Raw genomic sequence first — 18378 nt, forward strand, 5'->3', positions numbered from 1 at the left:
AATGCGGGAACTCACCGATTTCTGGGTCGACATCCAGGCCTGGCTGTTCGAGACTATCGTTAGCCCGGTTCTTTTTCATTTCGGCCTGATGGCCTGGTACGAACCGGGATACAGCGCCGTCGAATTCCTGATGCTGGGTGTCGTGCAGATCGCGATCATCGCGCTCGGCATGCGTTTCTTCGAGCGTCGCTGGCCGCTGGAAAAGTCTGGCCCGGACGATCGGCTGATCCGCGTCGATCAAGTCTATACGGTGCTTAACAAGCTCGGCATCGTCCCGCTTGCCATCTTCATCGTCACCTATCCGCTGGTCCAGCATATCGAGCTGCTGGTGCGCACCTGGGGATTCGCGCCGCCACGGCTGGAACGCATTCTGCCCTGGTTGGGCGACAACGCGCTGGCATCGTTCCTCGTCTATTTCTTTCTCTACGATTTCGCCGCCTACTGGCTGCATCGCGCCCAGCATGGTTTTGCCTGGTGGTGGTCCCTGCACAGCCTGCACCACAGCCAGCGGCGCATGACCGTTTGGACCGACGACCGCAACCACGTGGTCGACGACCTGCTGATCAACCTGGCGCTGGTTCTGTTCTCGCAGGTCGTTGGCGTGCAGCCCGGCGAATACGTCATGATCCTGATGATTGGCCGCCTCATCGAGAGCTGGTCGCATGCCAATGTCGACATGAGCTTTGGCCGGGTGGGCGAACGGCTGCTGGTCGGTCCGCGTTTCCATCGTCTGCACCATGCTCTCTCCACGCCGGAGGAGCGCCACATTCAGGATCACAATTTCGCGCCGGTTTTCCCGATCTGGGACATCCTGTTCGGCACGGCAATTTATGACGGCAAGCACCGGCCGACGGGCGTCGACGATGCAGTCGTCGATGCCGACAATGGGCGTGGCTGGCTTGCCCAGCAGGTAACCGTTCTTGGTCGTCTGGTCCGGGCGCTGGTGCCGGGAATCAGGCGGTCTTCAATGCAGCCAGGACTGCGTCCGCCCGCGGAATAGGCGTGACCGCGCCGTATCCAGTGGTCGAGAGGGCGGCCGCGACGTTGGCATAGCGCGCCGCCACGTCGGGCGTGTCGCCAGCCAGGAGACGGGCGAGAAAGGCACCATCGAAAGTGTCGCCGGCGCCCGTGGCATCCACCGCTTCGACCTTGAAGGGCGGCACGCGCGTGCGCCTGTCTTTGGTCGCTATCAACGATCCTTCCGCTCCCATCTTCAAGGCGACCAGCGGCGCACCGAGCCCGAGATAGTAGTCGGCAATGGAGTCGGGGGCGGTGAGCCCGGTGAGCTGTTGGGAGTCGTCGAGGCTCGGCAGGGCGATGTCGCACTGCGCGATTGTGGCGTCGATCACCTGACGCGCCTGGTCGAGCTCCCAGAGCCGAAGCCGCAGGTTTGTATCATAGGACACCTTCACGCCAGCCTTGCGCGCGGCCGCAACCGCGGCAGCGCAGGTGAGGCGGGCGCTCTCGCTGATGGCCTGGCCGATGGCCGAGAGATGGAAGTACCTGGCGCCGGCAATGTAATCGGCGGCGAGCGTTTCCGGCGTCATCAGTGAGGCGGCCGAGTTCTTCCGCAGATAGTCGAACTTGTGACCGGCATCACTGTGCGTCACAAAGCTGACGCCGGTGGGCGCTGTCGGATGACGCATGACTCTGGAAGCATCGACGCCTTCGGTTTTCCAGAGATCCAGGAAAGCATCGCCCATCCAATCCTGCCCGACGCTGGTGAGATAACCTGCGCTGGCGCCCTGTCGCGCCGCGGCAATCGCCACGTTCTGCGAATCGCCGCCAAAGCCCTGCAGCCAGGTCCGGCCGTCGCCTTCCTTGGGCCGATTGAACTCGATCAGGGGTTCGCCGAGGCTGACGATCGCAGGAGAGTTTGCCATGACCGAGATTTGTCATGGGCCTCCTCGAACCTCAAGAGGGCGCCCCAGCGAGACGCTGGACTTCGGGAACGCCTTCTCCCAGGCTTGCGTTAACAAATCTGGAGGAAGCGGATGGCCGACAAGAAGGACAAGTCCGACGAGAAGGGCGGTAAGCGCCGCCTGCGTAGCCGCGAGTGGTTCGACTCCAAGAGCGATCCGACCATGACCGCGCTCTACCTCGAACGGTACATGAACTTTGGCCTTACCCTGGCGGAGCTGCGCAGCGGCAAGCCGATCATTGGCATCGCCCAGACCGGCAGCGACCTCTCGCCTTGCAACCGGCACCACCTCGACCTTGCCTGGCGTATCCGCGACGGCATTCGGGACGCCGGCGGCATCCCGATCGAGTTTCCCGTCCACCCCATTCAGGAATCGGGCAAGCGGCCGACCGCAGCGCTCGATCGCAATCTGGCCTATCTCAGCCTGGTCGAAAGCCTCTACGGTTACTTCTTCGATGGCGTGGTCCTGACCACGGGCTGCGACAAGACCACGCCTGCGATGATCATGGGCGCGGCGACGGTCGACATTCCGGCCATCGTGCTGTCCGGCGGGCCGATGCTCGACGGCCATTTCGCCGGTGGCCTCTCAGGCTCGGGCACCATGGTTTGGTACGCCCGGCAGGAACTCGCGGCTGGCCGCATCGACATGGAACAGTTCATCGAGATGGTGGCGTCGAGCGCGCCCAGTGTCGGCCATTGCAATACGATGGGCACCGCGCTTTCCATGAACAGCATGGCCGAGGCGCTCGGCATGTCGCTCACCGGCTGCGCAGCCATTCCGGGTCCCTACAAGCAGCGCGGCCAGATCGCATACGAAACCGGCAAGCGCATCGTCGACATGGTCTGGGAGGACCTTCGCCCCTCGAAGATCCTGACGCGCAAGGCCTTCGAGAATGCCATCGTGGCAGCCAGCGCGCTGGGGGCCTCGACCAATTGTCCGCCGCATATCAATGCGATTGCCCGTCATGCCGGCGTCGACCTGGTGAACGATGACTGGGACAAGATCGGCTACGACATTCCGCTCCTGGTGAACTGCATGCCGGCTGGCAAATACCTTGGCGAGGCCTTCTATCGGGCCGGCGGCGTGCCGACGGTAATGGCCGAGCTTCTGGCCAAGAAGAAGGTCCATGGCGATGCGCTCACCGTCACCGGCAAGACGATGAAGGAGAATCTGAAGGGTGCTCTTCCGGCAGATGGGGAAGTCATCAAGACCTACGACAAGCCGATGTTGGGGCAGGCGGGCTTTGCCGTGCTGAGCGGAAACCTGTTCGACTCGGCGATTATGAAGACCTCGGTGATCTCGGCCGAATTTCGCGAGAAGTACCTCGAACGAAAAGGCGACAAGGATGCCTTCGAGGGCACGGCCATCGTGTTCGAGGGGCCGGAAGATTATCACCACCGGATCAACGATCCGAAACTGCCGATTGACGAGAACAGTATCCTGTTCATCCGCAATACCGGCCCCGTCGGTTACCCGGGCGCAGCCGAGGTGGTGAACATGCTGCCACCGGACCGGCTGGTGAAGGGGGGTATACTGCTGCTGCCGTGCGTCGGCGACGGCCGGCAAAGCGGCACCTCGGCCAGCCCGTCGATTCTCAACGCCTCGCCCGAGGCGGCCGTCGGCGGCGGCCTGGCGCTGCTCGAGACGGGAGACAAGGTTCGCATCGATATCGGCAAGCGCCGCGCCGACATCCTGATCAGCGATGCCGAACTCGCCAAGCGCAAGGTTGCCTGGAAGCCGAACGTCAAGGAGAGCCAGACGCCCTGGCAGGAACTGCAGCGCAAGTTCGTGGGCCAGCTTGCAAGCGGGGCCTGCCTCGACTTCGCGGTCAACTATCAGCGGATATCCGAGACCAAGGGAGTGCCGCGGCACTCCCACTGACCGTCAGCGGAAGAGACGCTGCTCGACGGAGACCGGCAGGTCGGCCCGATTGATCAAGATGATCGCCCAAGGCGACGTCGGATGGCTCACAGGGCGTACCGGCGGCGGGCCGAGGCTTGCGGCCGCACCGGGCGCGGCAAAGCCTGAGGCTCCGGAAGGCAAGGAGGAGGTGGCGGCGGTCGGCGGTGCACTGGAAACAGGGCGCGGAGCCGTACGCTGAGCCATCATCTGCTCCATCGGCATACGCTCTTCGAACACGACCACGATGCGGTCGCGCCGCCGTGCTGTCGAGAGCACATTGACAGCATAGCCTTCGCTGGCGCGGCGGCCGAGGAAGATACCGACGGCATTCATGCGGCCAGCCTCGAACATGTCTGGCGGCGGACTGCCGACACGGCTCCACAGGCTGCGCCATTCGGCAACTGTACTGGCGACGACATGCTCGGGCTGACGAGTCACTGCCGTGGCGCCCTGCCACTGACGAGCCTCGATGGTCTGGGCGATTGTAGGCGCGGTGGCCAACAGCGCGCCGGCCGACGCAACGCCTATCGTCAGCAGTCGCCGCCGCGGCAAATGGTGAAACACCTGGGAGACCGGCTTGCTAATGAACGGCACGATTGGATCTCGCAGGGACCCGAAAACTGGTTGTTGTGACGGTGCTAAACACCATGACACTTTGGCTCAATTGAGGCGCAGCCTTTGCCGCACTGCACTCACGGAACGTGAACTATAATGCTCGGCAGATTCGCGGCGGCAAAGCCTTTCGTATCAATGTTTTTGGGCCTGTTGCACGAATGCAACAGGTCGGATTGAATCCTTAATCGCTATCGCCGACAGGCAATCGGCGCGAAAGGCCGCCCGTGATCGTGGGGCGAGTTGACGAGCGAGCTGCAACCGATGTCCATGGCCTGGCTGTGGCCAATCGGCGGCGAAGCATGCCTGCAAAGGGTCCTTTCAGGCGGGCGATGCGCGCTCGGTGCCGGCGTGACAGGAAGCGGAACGGGCGCCACACTCGACAGCATGGCCGTCCGTACCGCAGTCGCGCCGCGCTTCCTGCGAGCGGCCCAACCTCTGCCTGCCGCAAGCCGATTGAAACCGACCCTGCTTCTGTCCTTGCAGGCATTCGATGCAGCCGTGCGGCTGGGCAGCTTCAAGGAAGCTGCCGAAGCCTTGCATCTCACGCCGTCAGCGATCAGCCATCGCATACGCAATCTCGAGAGGGCGATGGGTGGGGCGCTGTTCGTCCGGGCGCATCGTGCGGTGGAGGTAACCCCGACAGGACGCACCCTGGCGAGAGCGACCGGACGGGCGTTCGGCGAGCTCGTCCGGGCAACCTCGCCGCTGGTCGGGGTAGAAGCCAGCCGTCGGCTAAGATTGAGCGTCTCGCCGCTCTTTGCTTCGGCCTGGCTCCTTCCGCGTATCGCGGATTTCATGGCACGCCATCCAGACATCGAGCTGGTCATCGAGAATTCCGTCGGGCCTCTCGATCTCGAAAATGAACCGTTCGACGCGGCGGTCCGAGCAGGCGATGGCACTTGGCCGGGGCTGGTCGGCAAGCATCTGCTCGACCTGCACGCCGTTCCCGTGGCGACGCGAGAGCTGGTGCGGCGATTGAAATTGCGCCGCCCGGCCGACATGGTGCGGGCACCGATGATCCACGTCGTGTCATTTCCGTATGCATGGCCGCAATGGCTCCGCCGAGCCGGAGCGGGAGCCAGCAAGGCAAAGCAAGCGGTATGGGTCGATAGCTTCGAAGCGGCCCTCCAACTCGCGGAACGCGGCGCCGGCGTCGCGCTCGGCCTGACGCCATTGTTCGCAGACCGCGAGGCGGCCGGAACGCTCTGCCGACCCGTAGCCCTCACCAATCCAACCGGTGCCTATTGGCTGCTGCATCGTCCGGAAGAAAGCCACAACGCCGCATTACGGGGCTTCAAGCGCTGGCTGATCGCCGGGTTGGCCGCCAACAGTTGAATCTCGCTCAAGCGTCGGTCCGTTGCTTTCTTTTGTCCTGTCCTGAGCCTCACCTATGCTCGACCAAGCAGAATGAGAAGGAACACCAGCATGAAGCCGGGAATGGATGATCAATCGGTAGCGCAGCGCGTCCTCGATCATATGGCCAACGGCACGACCGATCTCGGTGACGAGGTCTGGCGGGAACCTGTCGCCAACTATCGTTCGACGGATCGAATGAAAGCCGAGATGGAGCGAGTGCTCCGTCGCTCTCCGGTTCCTTTCTGTCCTTCGGCCGCGCTACCGGAAGTCGGCTCGTACATCGCCCGCGAAGCCGCAGGCGTGCCGCTGGTCGTAACGCGGGGCGTTGACGGCAAGGTACGTGCGTTCCGCAACGCCTGCCGACATCGGGGCATGCAGATCGCCGAAGGGGCGGGGTGTGCTCGCGCCTTCGTCTGCCGCTACCATGGCTGGACATACAATCTCGAAGGACGCCTGCGCCATATCCCGCACGAAGGCGGCTTCCCAGGCTTCGACAAGGAGGCGCATCCGCTGATGCCAGTCACGGCGACGGAGCGCCTTGGTCTCGTCTTCGTGACTCAGGACGAACCTGCCGCAGGCGGCGATCCGCTCGAAGGGCTCGACAGGCTGATCAACCCCGACCAACGGTTGTTCGCGACCGCCGAACGGGACTTTGACGTCAACTGGAAGATCTTCCTCGAGAGCTTTATCGAGGGTTATCACATCAAGTCGACTCACCCGGACAGCTTCCTGCCGTACGGGTTCGACAATCTAAATGTCATCGACCTGTTCGGCCGCAACAGCCGGGTTACCTATCCGTTCCAGCGCATCAAGAAGCTGGCCAAGGTGCCGCCGCGGGAGCGCCGCGTCGAAGGGCTCCTTACCTATGTCTATCACCTGTTTCCCAATGTGCTGGTGACCGTGCTGTCACGGCATACCAACGTGATCATCCTGGAGCCGCTGGCGGTCGATCGCACGCGCCAATTCACCTACACGCTGAGCAACGGCGGTGGCGACGATCCGGCGGCGATCGCGGAGGCAAAGCGGGACGCCGAGTTTGTTGGCAACACCGGTGCCCTGGAAGACCGCGCCGTCGTCCATGCCATCCAGCGCGGCCTTGCCAGTGGCGCCAACGAGGCTTTCACGTTCGGCCACTTCGAGAGCGCCATCGTCCACTTCCACCGGACGCTGACGACGGCGCTCTCCGCAACGTAGACCGCGGCTCAGCCGCGCTTCACCTTGTCGGCGGCATTGGTCGACTGGATCTGCTCGCGAATGCGGCGCCAGTCGTCTTCGCTATAGGACATCATGTTGGAGAACGTGCCGTTCCCCATGATGCCCATGCCACCGTCGATGGCGATGACCTCGCCGTTGATGTACTCGACTTCCTCGCTCATCAGGAACGCGGCCATGTTGGCAAGCTCGTGCGGCTTGCCGACTCGACCCATCGGGTTGCGGGTGTTGTAACGGCTGTCGTTGCCTTCCTGCAGCGGATTGAGGCGAGCCCAAGCGCCTTCGGTCGGGAAGGGGCCCGGCGCGATGGCATTCAGGCGTATGCCGTGGCGCGCCCATTCGACGGCGAGGCTCTGGGTCATGACGGCGACACCGGCTTTAGACATCGCCGAGGGTACGACGAAGGGGCTGCCGGTCCATACCCAGGTCGTGAGGATGCTGAGGACGCTCGCCTTCCGCTTCTCGGCGATCCAGCGCTTGCCGCAAGCGTTGGTCATGTAGAACGTGCCGTGCAGGACGATGTTGGCGATCGCGTCGAAGGCGCGCGGGCTCAGATCCTTGGTCTGCGAGATGAAGTTGCCGGCGGCGTTATTGACCAAGCCATCTAGCGGGCCCGTTGCCCAAATCTGCTCGATCATCTCCTCGACCGCCGTGGCGACGCGGATATCGACGGTGTGCACATCGACTCGCCGGCCGGGGTGTTTTTCCATCACCTGCTTGGCGGTTTCCTCGAGGACGCCACCGCGCCGGCCACATATCACACAGTCTGCACCCAGCTCGACGAACTTCTCCACCATCATGCGACCGAGGCCCGTTCCGCCGCCGGTGACGAGGAAACGCTTGCCTTTGAACAGGTCGTTTTTGAACATCGAACTCACCTCCCGAAAACTTAAGAACATTTCGTCTAGTTTGAGCCGCGAATCCCCACAAGCCCTGTTGCTTAGTCCATCCGGGATGCTAGGATTTCCGCATAACAACACGGGATCGTTGAATGACGACCCAACAGGGAGAGACGAGCGGGGACGTCGGTTCGGTTGAGCTGCGTGGTAAGGTCAAGTGGTTCAACGCTGTAAAGGGCTATGGGTTCTTAGCCCTCGATAGTGACAACAGCGACGCGTTCCTGCATGTGACGACACTTCGTCAGTCTGGGCATGAGGATCTCAAGCCCGGGGCAACGGTTGTGTGTGCTGGCGTGCGCGGCCCGAAAGGCTGGCAGGTCATGAGGGTGCTCGACGTCGACTCGTCGACGGCCGTTGCCATTGCGCCCAAGCCGCCACCGATTCCGGATGGCGTCGCCATGGGTGAGTACATTGCAGCTCTTGTGAAGTGGTACAATAATGAGCGCGGCTATGGCTTCGTCACGCGCGAAGCTGAGGACGGAGATATCTTCGTCCATGCCGCAGTCTTGCGACGCCACGGCATGGATTCGCTAGCTCCTGGCCAGAAGGTGATGATCCGGATTGCCGAAGGCCAGAAGGGCCTTCAGGTCGTCGAGATCAGGGCCACTTGATTTCCATTCACCTGATGTCTCGCAGGTAGCTGTCGAGGGGCGCTGCCTGCTTGATGAGGCCACGCTTCGCAAGGAAGCCGGCAAAGGCTTCGTAGCGCGCGCGGTCCAACGCGGCAGGATCGTCGGCGAGCAGGGGAAGCGTGTCCTTCCAGGCAAGCTTGTTAAGCTCGTTGTCGAGTTCCTTGCCGTACTTGGAGAAGATCGCCCATCCTTCGGCCGGATTGGCCTTCAGCCAGGTAGTCGCCTCGGCGATCGCGGCAAGCAGCTTCTTGGTGCGGGCGATGTCGACCGTCTCGCGTTTCGCCAGGAGGATCAGCTCGTCATACATTGGCACGCCGTGCTTCTCGACGAGCCAGAGCCGGCCCTTCGTCTTGTTGATCTCGAGGTCGTTCAGTTCGAAGTTGCGGAAGGCGCCGATCACTCCGTCGACCTGCTTGCTCATCAGAGCCGTCGTCAGGGCGAAGTTGACGTTGACGAGGGTGACGTCCTTCAACAAGAGGCCGGCGCTCTCCAGCATGGCGCCAAGGACGGCCTCTTCGAAGCCCGAAACTGAATAGCCGATCTTGCGTCCCTTGAAGTCGGCGATGGTTTTGATGGGCGAGTCTTCGAGGGCGACCAGCGAATTCAGCGGCTGGGCGACGAGGACACCTACCCGCACCAGAGGCAGCCCCTCGGCCGCCAGCATCTGCAGGGTCGGCTGGTAGGAGACGGCATAGTCGGCTTGGCCCGCAGCCACCAGCTTGGGCGGCGCATTGGGGTCGGCAGGCGCGATCATCTCGACGTCGAGGCCGTGCTTGGTGAAGAGGCCACGCTGCTTGGCGATCACCAGCGCGGCATGGTCGGGATTGACGAACCAGTCGAGTAGAAGGCGAACTTTGTCCTGCGCAGCCGCAGGCAACGCGGCGCAGACTAGGGCCAGTGTGGCAATCAGTTGGACCAGTAGTTTCATCGTCAGTCTCCTTGAAACGATTGCCACGGCACCAACCGCCGCAGGAGGCGGTCGGTGGCCGTGTAAAGCCCGAGGCCGAGCAGGCAGAGAACGAACAGGGCGGCGAAGGCGAGCGGCGTCTGTCCGCGTGCGAGCTGCTGGGTCATCAGATAACCAAGACCGGCGCTTGCGCCGACCCATTCCCCGATCACTGCGCCGATCGGTGCCACCGCCGCAGCGATCCGGGCGCCGGACGCAAAGGCAGGCAAGGCCGCAGGCAGCTTGATCTGCAGGAGGATCGCGCGTGGCGGCGCATCCATCGTACGCGCCAACTCGAGCCAGCCTTCGTCGGTTCGGCGCAGGCCATCGTAAAGGCTGCTGACGACAGGAAAGAAGATTACCAGGGCGGCCATCGCGACCTTCGAAGCCATGCCGTAGCCCAGCCACAGAACCAGCAGAGGCGCTACGGCAATCACGGGTATGGCCTGAGAGACGATCACCAAGGGCAAGGCCCAACGCCGCCAGCCAGCCGAGGCTGCAAAGACGATGGCAAGGGCCGCGCCGAGGGTCAGGCCCAGCGCAAAGCCCAGGATCATCTCGGTGCCCGTCCAGAGAGCCTGCTCCAGGAGGAGGTCGAAGCGATCGACCAGGATCGACGCGATCCGCGACGGAGGCGGCAGTATATAGGTCGGCACGCCCGTGAGTCGCACGAGGAGTTCCCACGCCGCGAGCAGGCCCAGCGCGGTTATGAATGGCCTCATGCCGCGCCTCGAAGATCGCGGATCAGGCGTGCCTGAAGGGCGAGCAAAACCGGATCGGCGGGGTCGCGCGGCATAGGGCCCGGCGGGACGATTGCGGGGCCGACGGTGAAAGGGGATCCGTGCAGGACCCGGACTTCGTGGCCCACGCGCAGCGCTTCGAGGGGGTCGTGGGTAACCAGCACCGCCGTTCGCCCGGCCAGCAGGCGCACGGCAAGATCCTGCAGGTCGAGCCGCGTCACGGCATCGAGCTGCGCGAACGGCTCGTCCATGAGGATCACCGGCCGGTCCTCGCAAAGGGTTCGGGCCAGGGCTGCACGCTGGCGCATGCCGCCGGAGAGGGTGCGTGGCAGGGCATTCAGCCTGCCACCGAGCCCAACCTCGGCCAGCAGGGCGCGGGCGCGCGGTTCGGCGGCGCGGCGGGCGGCCTCGTCGCCGCGCAGGCGGTAGCCCAGGAGCACGTTGTCGAGAACCCCGAGCCAGGGGAGCAGCCGATCCTGCTGTGCCATGTAGGCAAGGGGGGCTGCGCGTGTTGTGCCGGGAAGAAGGCCGGCGAGGTGGCGGAGCAGGGAGGTCTTGCCGACGCCGCTGCGCCCAAGCAGGCAAGTCGTCTGACCTGCAGGAGCCTCAAAGAATAGCCGATCGGCAACAAGGTAGCCGCCGAAGGCGATGCGCGCGTCGCGCACGGAGAGAGAAGGAACGACCAACACAGCCACCAGTCCCTACGCCGGCATTAACCGGATCAGGTTCCCGGGGTCGTCCTTTCGGACCTCTCAGCCGCAAAGCGGCTCCCCCCGATGAGCGGGGCCACTATGGTTACAGAGCCTCGGTCACGCAAGCGTCATCCGTTTGACGAAATCGCCGCCCACGCTCTATCCATGGCTATGGCATTTGCTGGTCCCGGAGTGCGGCTTGGCCGTCGACTCCTTCTCGCTGCACCGTTCGCTTTGGCGGCCGGCGCCGTCCTCGCGCAGAACAGCGGGGACATCCAGTTCCAGCGTTCGTCACTGCTGATCGAAACCGGCGGCCGCCAGCTCAAGTTCGATGTCGAGCTGGCACTCAACGATGCCGAGCGGGCGCGGGGCCTCATGTTCCGCGAGAAGCTTGGCCCTTACGACGGGATGTTGTTCGATTTCTTCCAGGAGGCGCCGGTCAGCTTCTGGATGAAGAACACGCTGATCCCGCTTGACATGCTCTTCATCGCTGCCGATGGCACGATCCGCAGTATTCACGCCAATGCCGTGCCGCATTCGACGGATCCGATTCCCAGCAAGTTTCCGGTGCGTGCCGTTCTCGAGATCAACGGCGGCAGTGCCCGGATGCTCGGCATCAAGCCGGGGGACAAGGTCAAACACCAGATCTTCGGCAACATCTGAATCCTCAGCGCTTCAGGGCGCAGGTCATCCCGTCGCCGACGGCAAGCAAGACCAGGTCGACACGTTTGTCGGACTTGAGTTTGGCGTTAAGCGCGCGGATTGCCTGGGTATCGGTATCAGTATCGCCCGGGTCGGCGACCGAACCACCCCACAGCACATTGTCGACCAGGATGAGACCGCCGGGACGCACCAGCTTGAGGCAGCGCTCGTAGTAGGTGTCGTAGTTCTCCTTGTCGGCATCGATGAAGGCGAGATCGAGCTGTTCGGTCAGGCCTTGTGCCAGCAGCCAGTCGAGCGTGTCCTGTGCAGGGCCGAGAGTGAGTTCGATGCGTCCATCGAGACCCGCTTCCTTCCAGTAGCGACGCGCGACGTTGGTCCAGTCGGCGCTGACGTCGCAGCACCAGAGCTTGCCATTGGCCGGAAGAGCCTCGGCGATGCAAAGCGAGGAATAGCCGGTGAAGGTACCGACCTCCACGGCACGTCGGGCGCCGATCATCCGGGCGAGCAGGCCGATCTGTTGGCCTTGATGAGCTGAAATTTGCATGCCTGCGCCCGGCATTTTCGCCGTTTCCTCGCGCAGCCGCCGGCGCAGCGGCGGCTCACGTAGCCAGTTTGCATCGACATAGTCGGCAACGGCGCCTTCGATTTTCGGCCAGCTCTTCATGGTCTCTCCGGTTGGCGCGACTGGCTTGGCCCGCTAGGGTCCTGGCTCTGTCGAGTGGTAGGGCTTGAGGAACGATAATGTCGGATATCGAGATCGCGCGGCGCGCAATCAAGAAGCCAATGAACGAAGTCGCCGGACGGCTCGGCATCCCAGATGAAGCGCTGGAGCCCTATGGCCGCGACAAGGCCAAGCTCGACGGCACTTTCCTGAAGTCGCTCGAAGGCCGCAAACAAGGGCATCTGATCCTGGTCACCGCCATCAGCCCGACCAAGGCCGGCGAAGGGAAGACCACGACCACGATCGGTCTCGGCGATGCACTCAACCGCATCGGCAAGAAGACAGCCATCGCATTGCGCGAACCAAGCCTCGGTCCTTGCTTCGGACAGAAGGGCGGTGCCACCGGCGGCGGTCAGGCGCAGATCGTGCCAATGGCTGACATCAACCTGCATTTCACTGGAGACTTTCACGCCATCACGACGGCCCACAACCTGCTGGCCGCGATGCTCGACAACCAAATCTACTGGGGCAACGCGCTGGGCATCGACAGCCGCCGCGTATTCTGGCCGCGTGTGATGGACATGAACGACCGGGCGCTGCGCGATATGGTGGTGAGCCTGGGCGGCGTTGCCAACGGCTTTCCGCGCCAGGGGCGTTTCGACATCACGACGGCGTCCGAAGTGATGGCGATCCTCTGCTTGGCCCGCGATCTCCCCGATCTCGAGAAGCGCCTGTCGCAGATCGTCGTCGCCGAGACGCGTGACGGCAAGCCGGTCACGGCGGGCGACCTCAAGGCATCCGAAGCGATGGCCGCCGTTCTCAAGGATGCCGCCAAGCCCAACCTCGTGCAGACGCTGGAAAACAATCCCGTACTGATCCACGGCGGTCCGTTTGCCAACATCGCCCATGGCTGCAATTCGGTGATCGCGACGCGTGCGGCCCTGGCACTGGGTGACTATGTCGTTACGGAAGCGGGCTTCGGCGCCGATCTCGGCGCCGAGAAATTCCTCGACATCAAGTGCCGGCAGGCTGGCCTGAAGCCGGGGCTCGCCGTCGTCGTCGCGACCGTGCGGGCCCTGAAGCTCCATGGTGGGGCCGACGAAAAGGCTTTGGCGAAGGAGGATGTTGCGGCAGTCGAACGCGGTCTGCCGAATCTGCTGCGCCACGTCGAGAACCTGGGCAAGTTCGGGCTGCCGGTACTCGTCGCAATCAACCGATTCCTGACCGACACGCCTGCCGAGTTGAAGCTGATCGAGGAGAAGTGCGCGGCTGCCGGCGCCCAGGCCCATCTCTGCGAACACTGGGCCAAGGGTGGTGCCGGCGCCGAGGTGCTGGCTCGGGCGGCGGTCGCGACCCTCGACGAAGGTAAGGCCGCATTCAAGCCGCTCTATCCCGACGATCTGCCACTTTCGCAGAAAATCGAGACGGTGGCGCGTGAGATTTATCGCGCATCGGGTCTCTCCATTGCCGGACCGGCACAACGACGCCTCAAGGCGCTGGAAGCGGCGGGCTACGGCAAGCTGCCTGTCTGCATCGCCAAGACGCAGTATAGCTTCGCCGCCGATCCTGAGCTGCGTGGCGCGCCGACGGGCCACACGCTGCCGATCCGTGAGGTGAGGCTTTCGGCCGGTGCCGGGTTCGTCGTGGCACTCGCCGGCGACATCATGACCATGCCCGGCCTGCCGCGTGTTCCCGCCGCCGAACACATCCGCCTCACGGCTTCCGGTGAAGTCGACGGGCTCCACTGACATGCGCCGGTATTCCTTTGTTACGGTCGACGTCTTCACAAACCAGCGGTTCGGCGGCAATCCGCTCGCCGTCTTTCCGGATGCAAGCGGCATGAGCGACGCCGAGATGCAGTCGCTCGCCGCCGAGTTCAATCTCAGCGAAACGACGTTCGTGTTGCCGCCCGACGATCCTGCCAACACGGCGCGGGTGCGCATCTTCACGCGCACGACCGAAATGCCCTTCGCCGGGCATCCTAACGTCGGCACCGGCTATGTGCTGGCGCAGCAGGGCAGGGACAAGAACGGCAAGCTGCTGTTCGAGGAACTGGCCGGCCTCGTCGAGATCGAAATCCAGCGCAATGAATCGGGCGGCCCGGTAGGTGCGACGATCGCCGCGCCGCAGCCACTATCACTCGGCGTCGAGCTACCTGTCGAGGAGATCGCGGCCTGTGCCGGCTTGAAGACAGACGAAGTGATTGTTCAGTCGCACAGGCCGATCCAGGCGTCGCTCGGCAACCCTTTCGTCATTGCCGAAGTCGAGGCGGCGGCGCTGAAGCGCGCCGCGCCGGACATCGCGGCCTTCCGCAAATCGGTGACGCGTGAGAGTGCGCTCAAGGGCCGGCTCGGACTCTATCTTTATGCGCACGAAGGTGAGGGCAGGGTTCAGGCGCGGATGTTCGCACCGCTCGGCGGTACGTTCGAGGATGCCGCGACCGGCAGTGCGGCAGGGCCGCTCGGCGCATTGCTGCTCTCGCTGTCGAGCGATGCCGAGAAGCGGCTCGACATTCGTCAGGGTGTCGTCATGGGCCGGCCGAGCCTGCTGCAGGTGGTGGCTCGTCGTGGTGCAGATGGTATCCGTGCGACGATCGCCGGGCAGTGCGTTCCGGTCCTGCGCGGAGAAGCCGAGCTCTAGGTCAGTGGGGCTTGAAGGCGTGCTGCTTCAGCGCTTCGAGCGACACGACATGCAGGGTGGCCGCATGCGTGGCTTCGAGGACGACCAGCGGCGCTGCGTCGGCGTCGAGCGCCTCCTTCCAGCGGCTGGCGCAGAGGCACCAGCGGTCTCCCGCCTTCAGGCCGGCGAAGCCGTATTGCGGCATCGGCGTGCTGAGGTCGTTGCCACTTGCCTTGGAGAAGGCCAGGAATTCGCTGGTCATGACGGCGCAAACCGTGTGCAGGCCGACATCCTCGCGGCCGGTATTGCAGCATCCGTCGCGATAGAAGCCGGTTACCGGGCTTGTGGAGCAGGGCTCCAGCACGCCGCCGAGGACATTGATCGACGGCGCGCGGCCTGGGCGGCCTTCTTCAGGCGTCTGATCGAACATGCGTCACTCTATCATCCAGAAATTGCACTTTCGAGCGGCCCGGCCCGCTGGTAGAAACCCTCGCGTCATTGTGGCGGTGTCGGCAACGGGGCGTAGCGCAGTCTGGTAGCGCGTCTGCCTTGGGCGCAGAAGGTCGTCGGTTCGAATCCGGCCGCCCCGACCAGCACCAGCACACCGTCGACGGAGAAGCGGGGGCCATGCAGGTACGTATCTTCAAGCCGGCCAAGACGGCCATGCAGTCCGGTCAGGCGAATACTTTGGAATGGGTGCTCGAACCGGAGCCGTCGCGCAAGGAGATCGATCCGCTGATGGGCTGGACTGGATCGCGCAATACAATGCAGCAAGTCCGGCTCTTCTTCCCGACATTGGAAGAAGCCAAAGCTCATGCTGAAAAGAATGGCTGGCAGTATACGATCGAGCAGCCGCATAGCCGGCCGATCAGACCCAAGGCCTACGCCGACAATTTCGCCTACGGACGCATTGGCCGCTGGACACACTGATCGCGCATATTTTGCCGTCGCATTCAACTCCGGCCCGCGGAGAGGGGCTCGTGTCGCGTTGACTGAGGCGCCCGTAGCTCAGGGGATTAGAGCAACCGCCTTCTAAGCGGTAGGTCGTTGGTTCGAATCCAACCGGGCGCACCATTCTTCCTTGCATTGCCTGTGTCATGCCTTTGCAAGGCTGCGTCCGAAAATTGTGTGCGATTCATTCGCAATATCGTCTTTCCTCTATGATAATGACTTGCATTCGCCCTTGTTGAGGGGGGACGCGTTTTTATCGGGGGAGTTTTCATGGCGAAGCGTACGCCGGCAACGACAGCCCTTCTTGGTTTGCTCGTAGCCCCAACCGCCATGGCCCAGCAGTCGCCGGCCAGCACGACACCTCAAGACCCTACGGCACCACCACCGACTGAAAATAAGCCTGGCGACCCGGCCACCGGCGCGCCGGCCACCATGCAAACCATCACGGTCTCCGGCAGTCGCCCCAGCGAAGACTTTCAGGTTACGCGTGGCTCGATCAACCGGCTCGGCGCCGGGAACCTGATGGACGTGCCGCAGTCGGTCGTCGTCATTAACAGGGCGCTGATGCAATCGCAGGGCGTCACGACCCTCGACCAAGCCGTCCGCAACGCACCAGGTGTGACTATCGGCTCGGCCGAAGGCGGTAACATCGGCACCAACATCAATCTGAACGGCTTCTCTGCCCGTACAGACATCTATCTCGACGGCATGCGCGACCGCGGCCAGTACTATCGCGATGTCTTCGCCCTGGAGCAGGTCGAGGTCCTGATGGGCCCGTCGTCGATGCTGTTCGGCCGCGGGTCGACCGGCGGCGTCATCAACCAGGTGATGAAGAAGCCCTTCCTGAAGCAGGCGACGGAACTCAGCCTCTCTGCCACGACGAATGGCCTCGTGCGCACGACGGCTGACGTCAACGTGCCGTTCGAGGAAACCAACGCGGCCCGCGTCTCGATGATGTTTCAGGCCGGCAAGGCCTCGACCCTGGATCAGACGAACGTGCTCGACTTTGGCATCGCTCCCTCGGTGAAGCTCGGCATCGGAACGCCGACCGAAATCACCCTGTCCGCGATCCTGCAGCATAAAAAGGATCAGGTGGCCTATGGCGTGCCGAACCTCAACGGCTTCCCGCTCAACGCTCCGCGCAACACGGCCTGGGGCTTCAACTCCGACTACACGGCCCAAGATGTCGTCGCGCTGAATGCCACGGTCGATCATAAGTTCAATCTGAACCTCAGCCTGCGCAACCAAACCGAGTTCGTGTGGGTGAACACGGCTGTCCAAGAGACATCGGGCGGTTTCGTGGGCTCGCTTGCGCCAAACGGCTCCTTCGTTGCGGCGCCGGCCGCCTGGCCGGGCGGGCCGGTCCAGAGCGGCCTGCCGCTCAGCTCGCTCTACGTTCGCCAGTTGAGCCGAGATCGCAACATCAACGACATTACACTCGAAAACCAGACTGAGCTGACGGCCAAGTTCAACACCGGCTCCATCGGTCACACGCTGCTCGCCGGCGTCGATCTGAACTACGAGTCCTACACTAACAAGGCTTTCTCGCGCACTGGCACCTGTAATGGCACCGCGCTGCCGACCGGCTCGGTAGGCTGTGTGCCCGCCGGCTTTACGACGGGCGGGGATACGCCGGCGAACGTGCCGTCGGTCCCGGGTAACTATGCTTCGTCGCAGGCATGGGGCGCTGGCATCTACGCCAACGACACGATCCAGGTCATGCCGTGGCTGAAGCTGGTCGGCGGCGTGCGCTGGGACGTCTATACGGCGCAGATCGGCAACTCGATCAACTCGGCGAACACCCCTGGCAACACGGCCGTTCCGTACTATACGCAGACGGACACATACACGAGCGTGCGTGCCGGCATCATTCTTGAGCCGACACCGGAGCAGTCCTACTACTTCTCCTACAGCACTTCGTTCAATCCATCGCTTGAGCAGCTTACGTCGACGACCGGCACGACGGCGCTGCCGCCGGAGACGAACGCAGGGTTCGAGATCGGCGCCAAGTACGAATTGCTGAAGGGCAACTTGTCTCTCAACGGTGCGCTGTTCCGCATCGTCAAGAACAATGCCCGTACCACAAATCCCGACGGCACGTTCTCGCCGACCGGCCAGATCCAGGTGCAGGGCGCTCGTATCGGTTTTGCCGGCCGCATCCTCCCCGAATGGCAGATCTTTGGCGGCTACGCCTATCTCGACGGCAGGATCCTGAACGGCACGGCGGCCAACACCACGGGCAACGTGCCGCTCAACACGCCGAGAGACTCCGGCAACATCTGGACGACCTACACGATCAAGGACACCTACGAGATCGGCGGCGGCATGTTCTACATGGGCGCGCGCTACGCCAACAACCAGAACACAGTAACGGTCCCGGCCTACACCCGCTTCGACCTGACAGCAGCTTACAAGCAGCCGAAGTACGACGTGCGCCTCAACGTCTACAATTTGTTCGACACGATGTACTACGAAGGCGTCATTGCGTCGGATGGCGGCCGCGCGGTGCCAGGCGCAGGCATCACGGCGATGCTTACCCTCAACTATCGCCTGTGAGGGAGGCGGCCG

18 protein-coding genes, 2 tRNA genes and 1 riboswitch are annotated in these 18378 nt (G+C 63.4%); of the genes, 12 read left to right on the forward strand and 8 right to left on the reverse strand.

Annotation, left to right across the window (positions count from 1 at the left end):
- Position 1: 1 nt before the first annotated feature.
- A complete protein-coding gene (locus BN60_RS09925; protein WP_020695887.1) occupies positions 2 to 1000 on the forward strand; it encodes a sterol desaturase family protein in 999 nt (332 codons plus the stop codon).
- On the opposite strand, the gene BN60_RS09930 is transcribed toward BN60_RS09925, so the two are convergent.
- A complete protein-coding gene (locus tag BN60_RS09930; protein ID WP_020695888.1) occupies positions 954 to 1883 on the reverse strand; it encodes a sugar kinase in 930 nt (309 codons plus the stop codon). The two genes, BN60_RS09925 and BN60_RS09930, sit on opposite strands and share 47 nt — an antisense overlap.
- A gap of 111 nt (positions 1884 to 1994) precedes the next feature.
- On the opposite strand from BN60_RS09930, the gene BN60_RS09935 reads away from it, so the two are divergent.
- Entirely contained in the window at positions 1995 to 3803 is a 1809-nt protein-coding gene (locus tag BN60_RS09935; RefSeq protein WP_020695889.1) for an IlvD/Edd family dehydratase, read from the forward strand.
- 3 nt (positions 3804 to 3806) lie between these two features.
- On the opposite strand, the gene BN60_RS28770 is transcribed toward BN60_RS09935, so the two are convergent.
- Positions 3807 to 4418, reverse strand: coding sequence for a hypothetical protein (locus BN60_RS28770; protein WP_020695890.1), 612 nt, complete (start codon positions 4416 to 4418; stop codon positions 3807 to 3809).
- 282 nt (positions 4419 to 4700) lie between these two features.
- Between BN60_RS28770 and BN60_RS09945 the strand changes: the two genes are divergently transcribed.
- Together BN60_RS09945 and BN60_RS09950 are read left to right on the forward strand one after the other, a co-directional pair.
- Complete coding sequence (locus BN60_RS09945) at positions 4701 to 5774, forward strand: LysR substrate-binding domain-containing protein (RefSeq protein ID WP_245539823.1); 1074 nt, start codon at positions 4701 to 4703, stop codon at positions 5772 to 5774.
- Between the two features lie 102 nt (positions 5775 to 5876).
- Positions 5877 to 6989: an aromatic ring-hydroxylating oxygenase subunit alpha gene (locus BN60_RS09950; protein WP_020695892.1), complete on the forward strand. Its 1113-nt coding sequence runs from the start codon at positions 5877 to 5879 to the stop codon at positions 6987 to 6989.
- Between the two features lie 8 nt (positions 6990 to 6997).
- Here BN60_RS09950 and BN60_RS09955 read toward each other — a convergent pair whose 3' ends face one another.
- The gene (locus BN60_RS09955; RefSeq protein ID WP_020695893.1) at positions 6998 to 7876 is read right to left on the reverse strand and encodes an SDR family oxidoreductase; all 879 of its coding nucleotides are present in this window, start codon (positions 7874 to 7876) and stop codon (positions 6998 to 7000) included.
- Between the two features lie 122 nt (positions 7877 to 7998).
- On the opposite strand from BN60_RS09955, the gene BN60_RS09960 reads away from it, so the two are divergent.
- Positions 7999 to 8517: a cold-shock protein gene (locus tag BN60_RS09960; RefSeq protein WP_020695894.1), complete on the forward strand. Its 519-nt coding sequence runs from the start codon at positions 7999 to 8001 to the stop codon at positions 8515 to 8517.
- Between the two features lie 7 nt (positions 8518 to 8524).
- Here the strand turns inward: BN60_RS09960 and BN60_RS09965 are convergent, their stop codons facing one another.
- The 3 genes from BN60_RS09965 to BN60_RS09975 all read right to left on the reverse strand — a co-directional run bounded on the left by BN60_RS09965 (position 8525) and on the right by BN60_RS09975 (position 10919).
- The gene (locus tag BN60_RS09965; RefSeq protein WP_020695895.1) at positions 8525 to 9466 is read right to left on the reverse strand and encodes an ABC transporter substrate-binding protein; all 942 of its coding nucleotides are present in this window, start codon (positions 9464 to 9466) and stop codon (positions 8525 to 8527) included.
- A 2-nt stretch (positions 9467 to 9468) separates the two neighbouring features.
- Positions 9469 to 10206, reverse strand: coding sequence for an ABC transporter permease (locus BN60_RS09970; RefSeq protein WP_020695896.1), 738 nt, complete (start codon positions 10204 to 10206; stop codon positions 9469 to 9471).
- On the reverse strand, positions 10203 to 10919 hold the full coding sequence (locus tag BN60_RS09975; RefSeq protein ID WP_083856046.1) for an ABC transporter ATP-binding protein: 717 nt from the start codon (positions 10917 to 10919) through the stop codon (positions 10203 to 10205). The genes BN60_RS09970 and BN60_RS09975 overlap by 4 nt, the downstream gene beginning before the upstream one ends.
- A riboswitch (TPP riboswitch) is annotated at positions 10905 to 11008 on the reverse strand. It overlaps the preceding gene by 15 nt.
- A 73-nt stretch (positions 11009 to 11081) precedes the next feature.
- Between BN60_RS09975 and BN60_RS09980 the strand changes: the two genes are divergently transcribed.
- Positions 11082 to 11579, forward strand: a complete 498-nt coding sequence (locus BN60_RS09980) for a DUF192 domain-containing protein (protein WP_245539824.1) — start codon at positions 11082 to 11084, stop codon at positions 11577 to 11579.
- 4 nt (positions 11580 to 11583) lie between these two features.
- Here the strand turns inward: BN60_RS09980 and BN60_RS09985 are convergent, their stop codons facing one another.
- Positions 11584 to 12243, reverse strand: a complete 660-nt coding sequence (locus tag BN60_RS09985) for an O-methyltransferase (RefSeq protein ID WP_020695899.1) — start codon at positions 12241 to 12243, stop codon at positions 11584 to 11586.
- A 77-nt stretch (positions 12244 to 12320) separates the two neighbouring features.
- Between BN60_RS09985 and BN60_RS09990 the strand changes: the two genes are divergently transcribed.
- Both BN60_RS09990 and BN60_RS09995 read left to right on the forward strand, forming a co-directional pair.
- Complete coding sequence (locus BN60_RS09990) at positions 12321 to 13988, forward strand: formate--tetrahydrofolate ligase (protein ID WP_020695900.1); 1668 nt, start codon at positions 12321 to 12323, stop codon at positions 13986 to 13988.
- A 1-nt stretch (position 13989) separates the two neighbouring features.
- Positions 13990 to 14880, forward strand: a complete 891-nt coding sequence (locus BN60_RS09995) for a PhzF family phenazine biosynthesis protein (protein ID WP_020695901.1) — start codon at positions 13990 to 13992, stop codon at positions 14878 to 14880.
- Position 14881: 1 nt separating this feature from the next.
- Here the strand turns inward: BN60_RS09995 and BN60_RS10000 are convergent, their stop codons facing one another.
- Positions 14882 to 15289 carry a DUF2237 family protein gene (locus BN60_RS10000; RefSeq protein ID WP_020695902.1) on the reverse strand — a complete coding sequence of 136 codons (408 nt, stop codon included), beginning with the start codon at positions 15287 to 15289 and terminating at the stop codon, positions 14882 to 14884.
- Positions 15290 to 15375: 86 nt separating this feature from the next.
- Here BN60_RS10000 and BN60_RS10005 point away from each other — a divergent pair.
- From BN60_RS10005 to BN60_RS10020, 4 genes are all read left to right on the forward strand, one after another.
- Positions 15376 to 15452, forward strand: a tRNA-Pro gene (locus BN60_RS10005).
- A 34-nt stretch (positions 15453 to 15486) separates the two neighbouring features.
- Positions 15487 to 15789: an ETC complex I subunit gene (locus BN60_RS10010; protein ID WP_020695903.1), complete on the forward strand. Its 303-nt coding sequence runs from the start codon at positions 15487 to 15489 to the stop codon at positions 15787 to 15789.
- Positions 15790 to 15856: 67 nt separating this feature from the next.
- Positions 15857 to 15933, forward strand: a tRNA-Arg gene (locus BN60_RS10015).
- Between the two features lie 147 nt (positions 15934 to 16080).
- Entirely contained in the window at positions 16081 to 18366 is a 2286-nt protein-coding gene (locus BN60_RS10020) for a TonB-dependent receptor (protein ID WP_043283803.1), read from the forward strand.
- Positions 18367 to 18378: the final 12 nt, after the last annotated feature.

This window comes from Reyranella massiliensis 521, from assembly GCF_000312425.1.
Lineage (GTDB): Bacteria > Pseudomonadota > Alphaproteobacteria > Reyranellales > Reyranellaceae > Reyranella > Reyranella massiliensis.

What these genes read in the sequence shown, in the direction of transcription:
- BN60_RS09955 (WP_020695893.1), bottom strand. Translation starts at nt 7,876, where the DNA reads ATGTTCAAAAACGACCTGTTCAAAGGCAAGCGTTTCCTCGTCACCGGC.
- BN60_RS09930 (WP_020695888.1), bottom strand. Translation starts at nt 1,883, where the DNA reads ATGGCAAACTCTCCTGCGATCGTCAGCCTCGGCGAACCCCTGATCGAG.
- BN60_RS10000 (WP_020695902.1), bottom strand. Translation starts at nt 15,289, where the DNA reads ATGTTCGATCAGACGCCTGAAGAAGGCCGCCCAGGCCGCGCGCCGTCG.
- BN60_RS09995 (WP_020695901.1), top strand. Translation starts at nt 13,990, where the DNA reads ATGCGCCGGTATTCCTTTGTTACGGTCGACGTCTTCACAAACCAGCGG.
- BN60_RS10020 (WP_043283803.1), top strand. Translation starts at nt 16,081, where the DNA reads ATGGCGAAGCGTACGCCGGCAACGACAGCCCTTCTTGGTTTGCTCGTA.
- BN60_RS09970 (WP_020695896.1), bottom strand. Translation starts at nt 10,206, where the DNA reads ATGAGGCCATTCATAACCGCGCTGGGCCTGCTCGCGGCGTGGGAACTC.
- BN60_RS09935 (WP_020695889.1), top strand. Translation starts at nt 1,995, where the DNA reads ATGGCCGACAAGAAGGACAAGTCCGACGAGAAGGGCGGTAAGCGCCGC.
- BN60_RS09950 (WP_020695892.1), top strand. Translation starts at nt 5,877, where the DNA reads ATGGATGATCAATCGGTAGCGCAGCGCGTCCTCGATCATATGGCCAAC.
- BN60_RS09965 (WP_020695895.1), bottom strand. Translation starts at nt 9,466, where the DNA reads ATGAAACTACTGGTCCAACTGATTGCCACACTGGCCCTAGTCTGCGCC.
- BN60_RS09990 (WP_020695900.1), top strand. Translation starts at nt 12,321, where the DNA reads ATGTCGGATATCGAGATCGCGCGGCGCGCAATCAAGAAGCCAATGAAC.
- BN60_RS09980 (WP_245539824.1), top strand. Translation starts at nt 11,082, where the DNA reads ATGGCTATGGCATTTGCTGGTCCCGGAGTGCGGCTTGGCCGTCGACTC.
- BN60_RS10010 (WP_020695903.1), top strand. Translation starts at nt 15,487, where the DNA reads ATGCAGGTACGTATCTTCAAGCCGGCCAAGACGGCCATGCAGTCCGGT.
- BN60_RS09985 (WP_020695899.1), bottom strand. Translation starts at nt 12,243, where the DNA reads ATGAAGAGCTGGCCGAAAATCGAAGGCGCCGTTGCCGACTATGTCGAT.
- BN60_RS09960 (WP_020695894.1), top strand. Translation starts at nt 7,999, where the DNA reads ATGACGACCCAACAGGGAGAGACGAGCGGGGACGTCGGTTCGGTTGAG.
- BN60_RS09925 (WP_020695887.1), top strand. Translation starts at nt 2, where the DNA reads ATGCGGGAACTCACCGATTTCTGGGTCGACATCCAGGCCTGGCTGTTC.
- BN60_RS09945 (WP_245539823.1), top strand. Translation starts at nt 4,701, where the DNA reads ATGTCCATGGCCTGGCTGTGGCCAATCGGCGGCGAAGCATGCCTGCAA.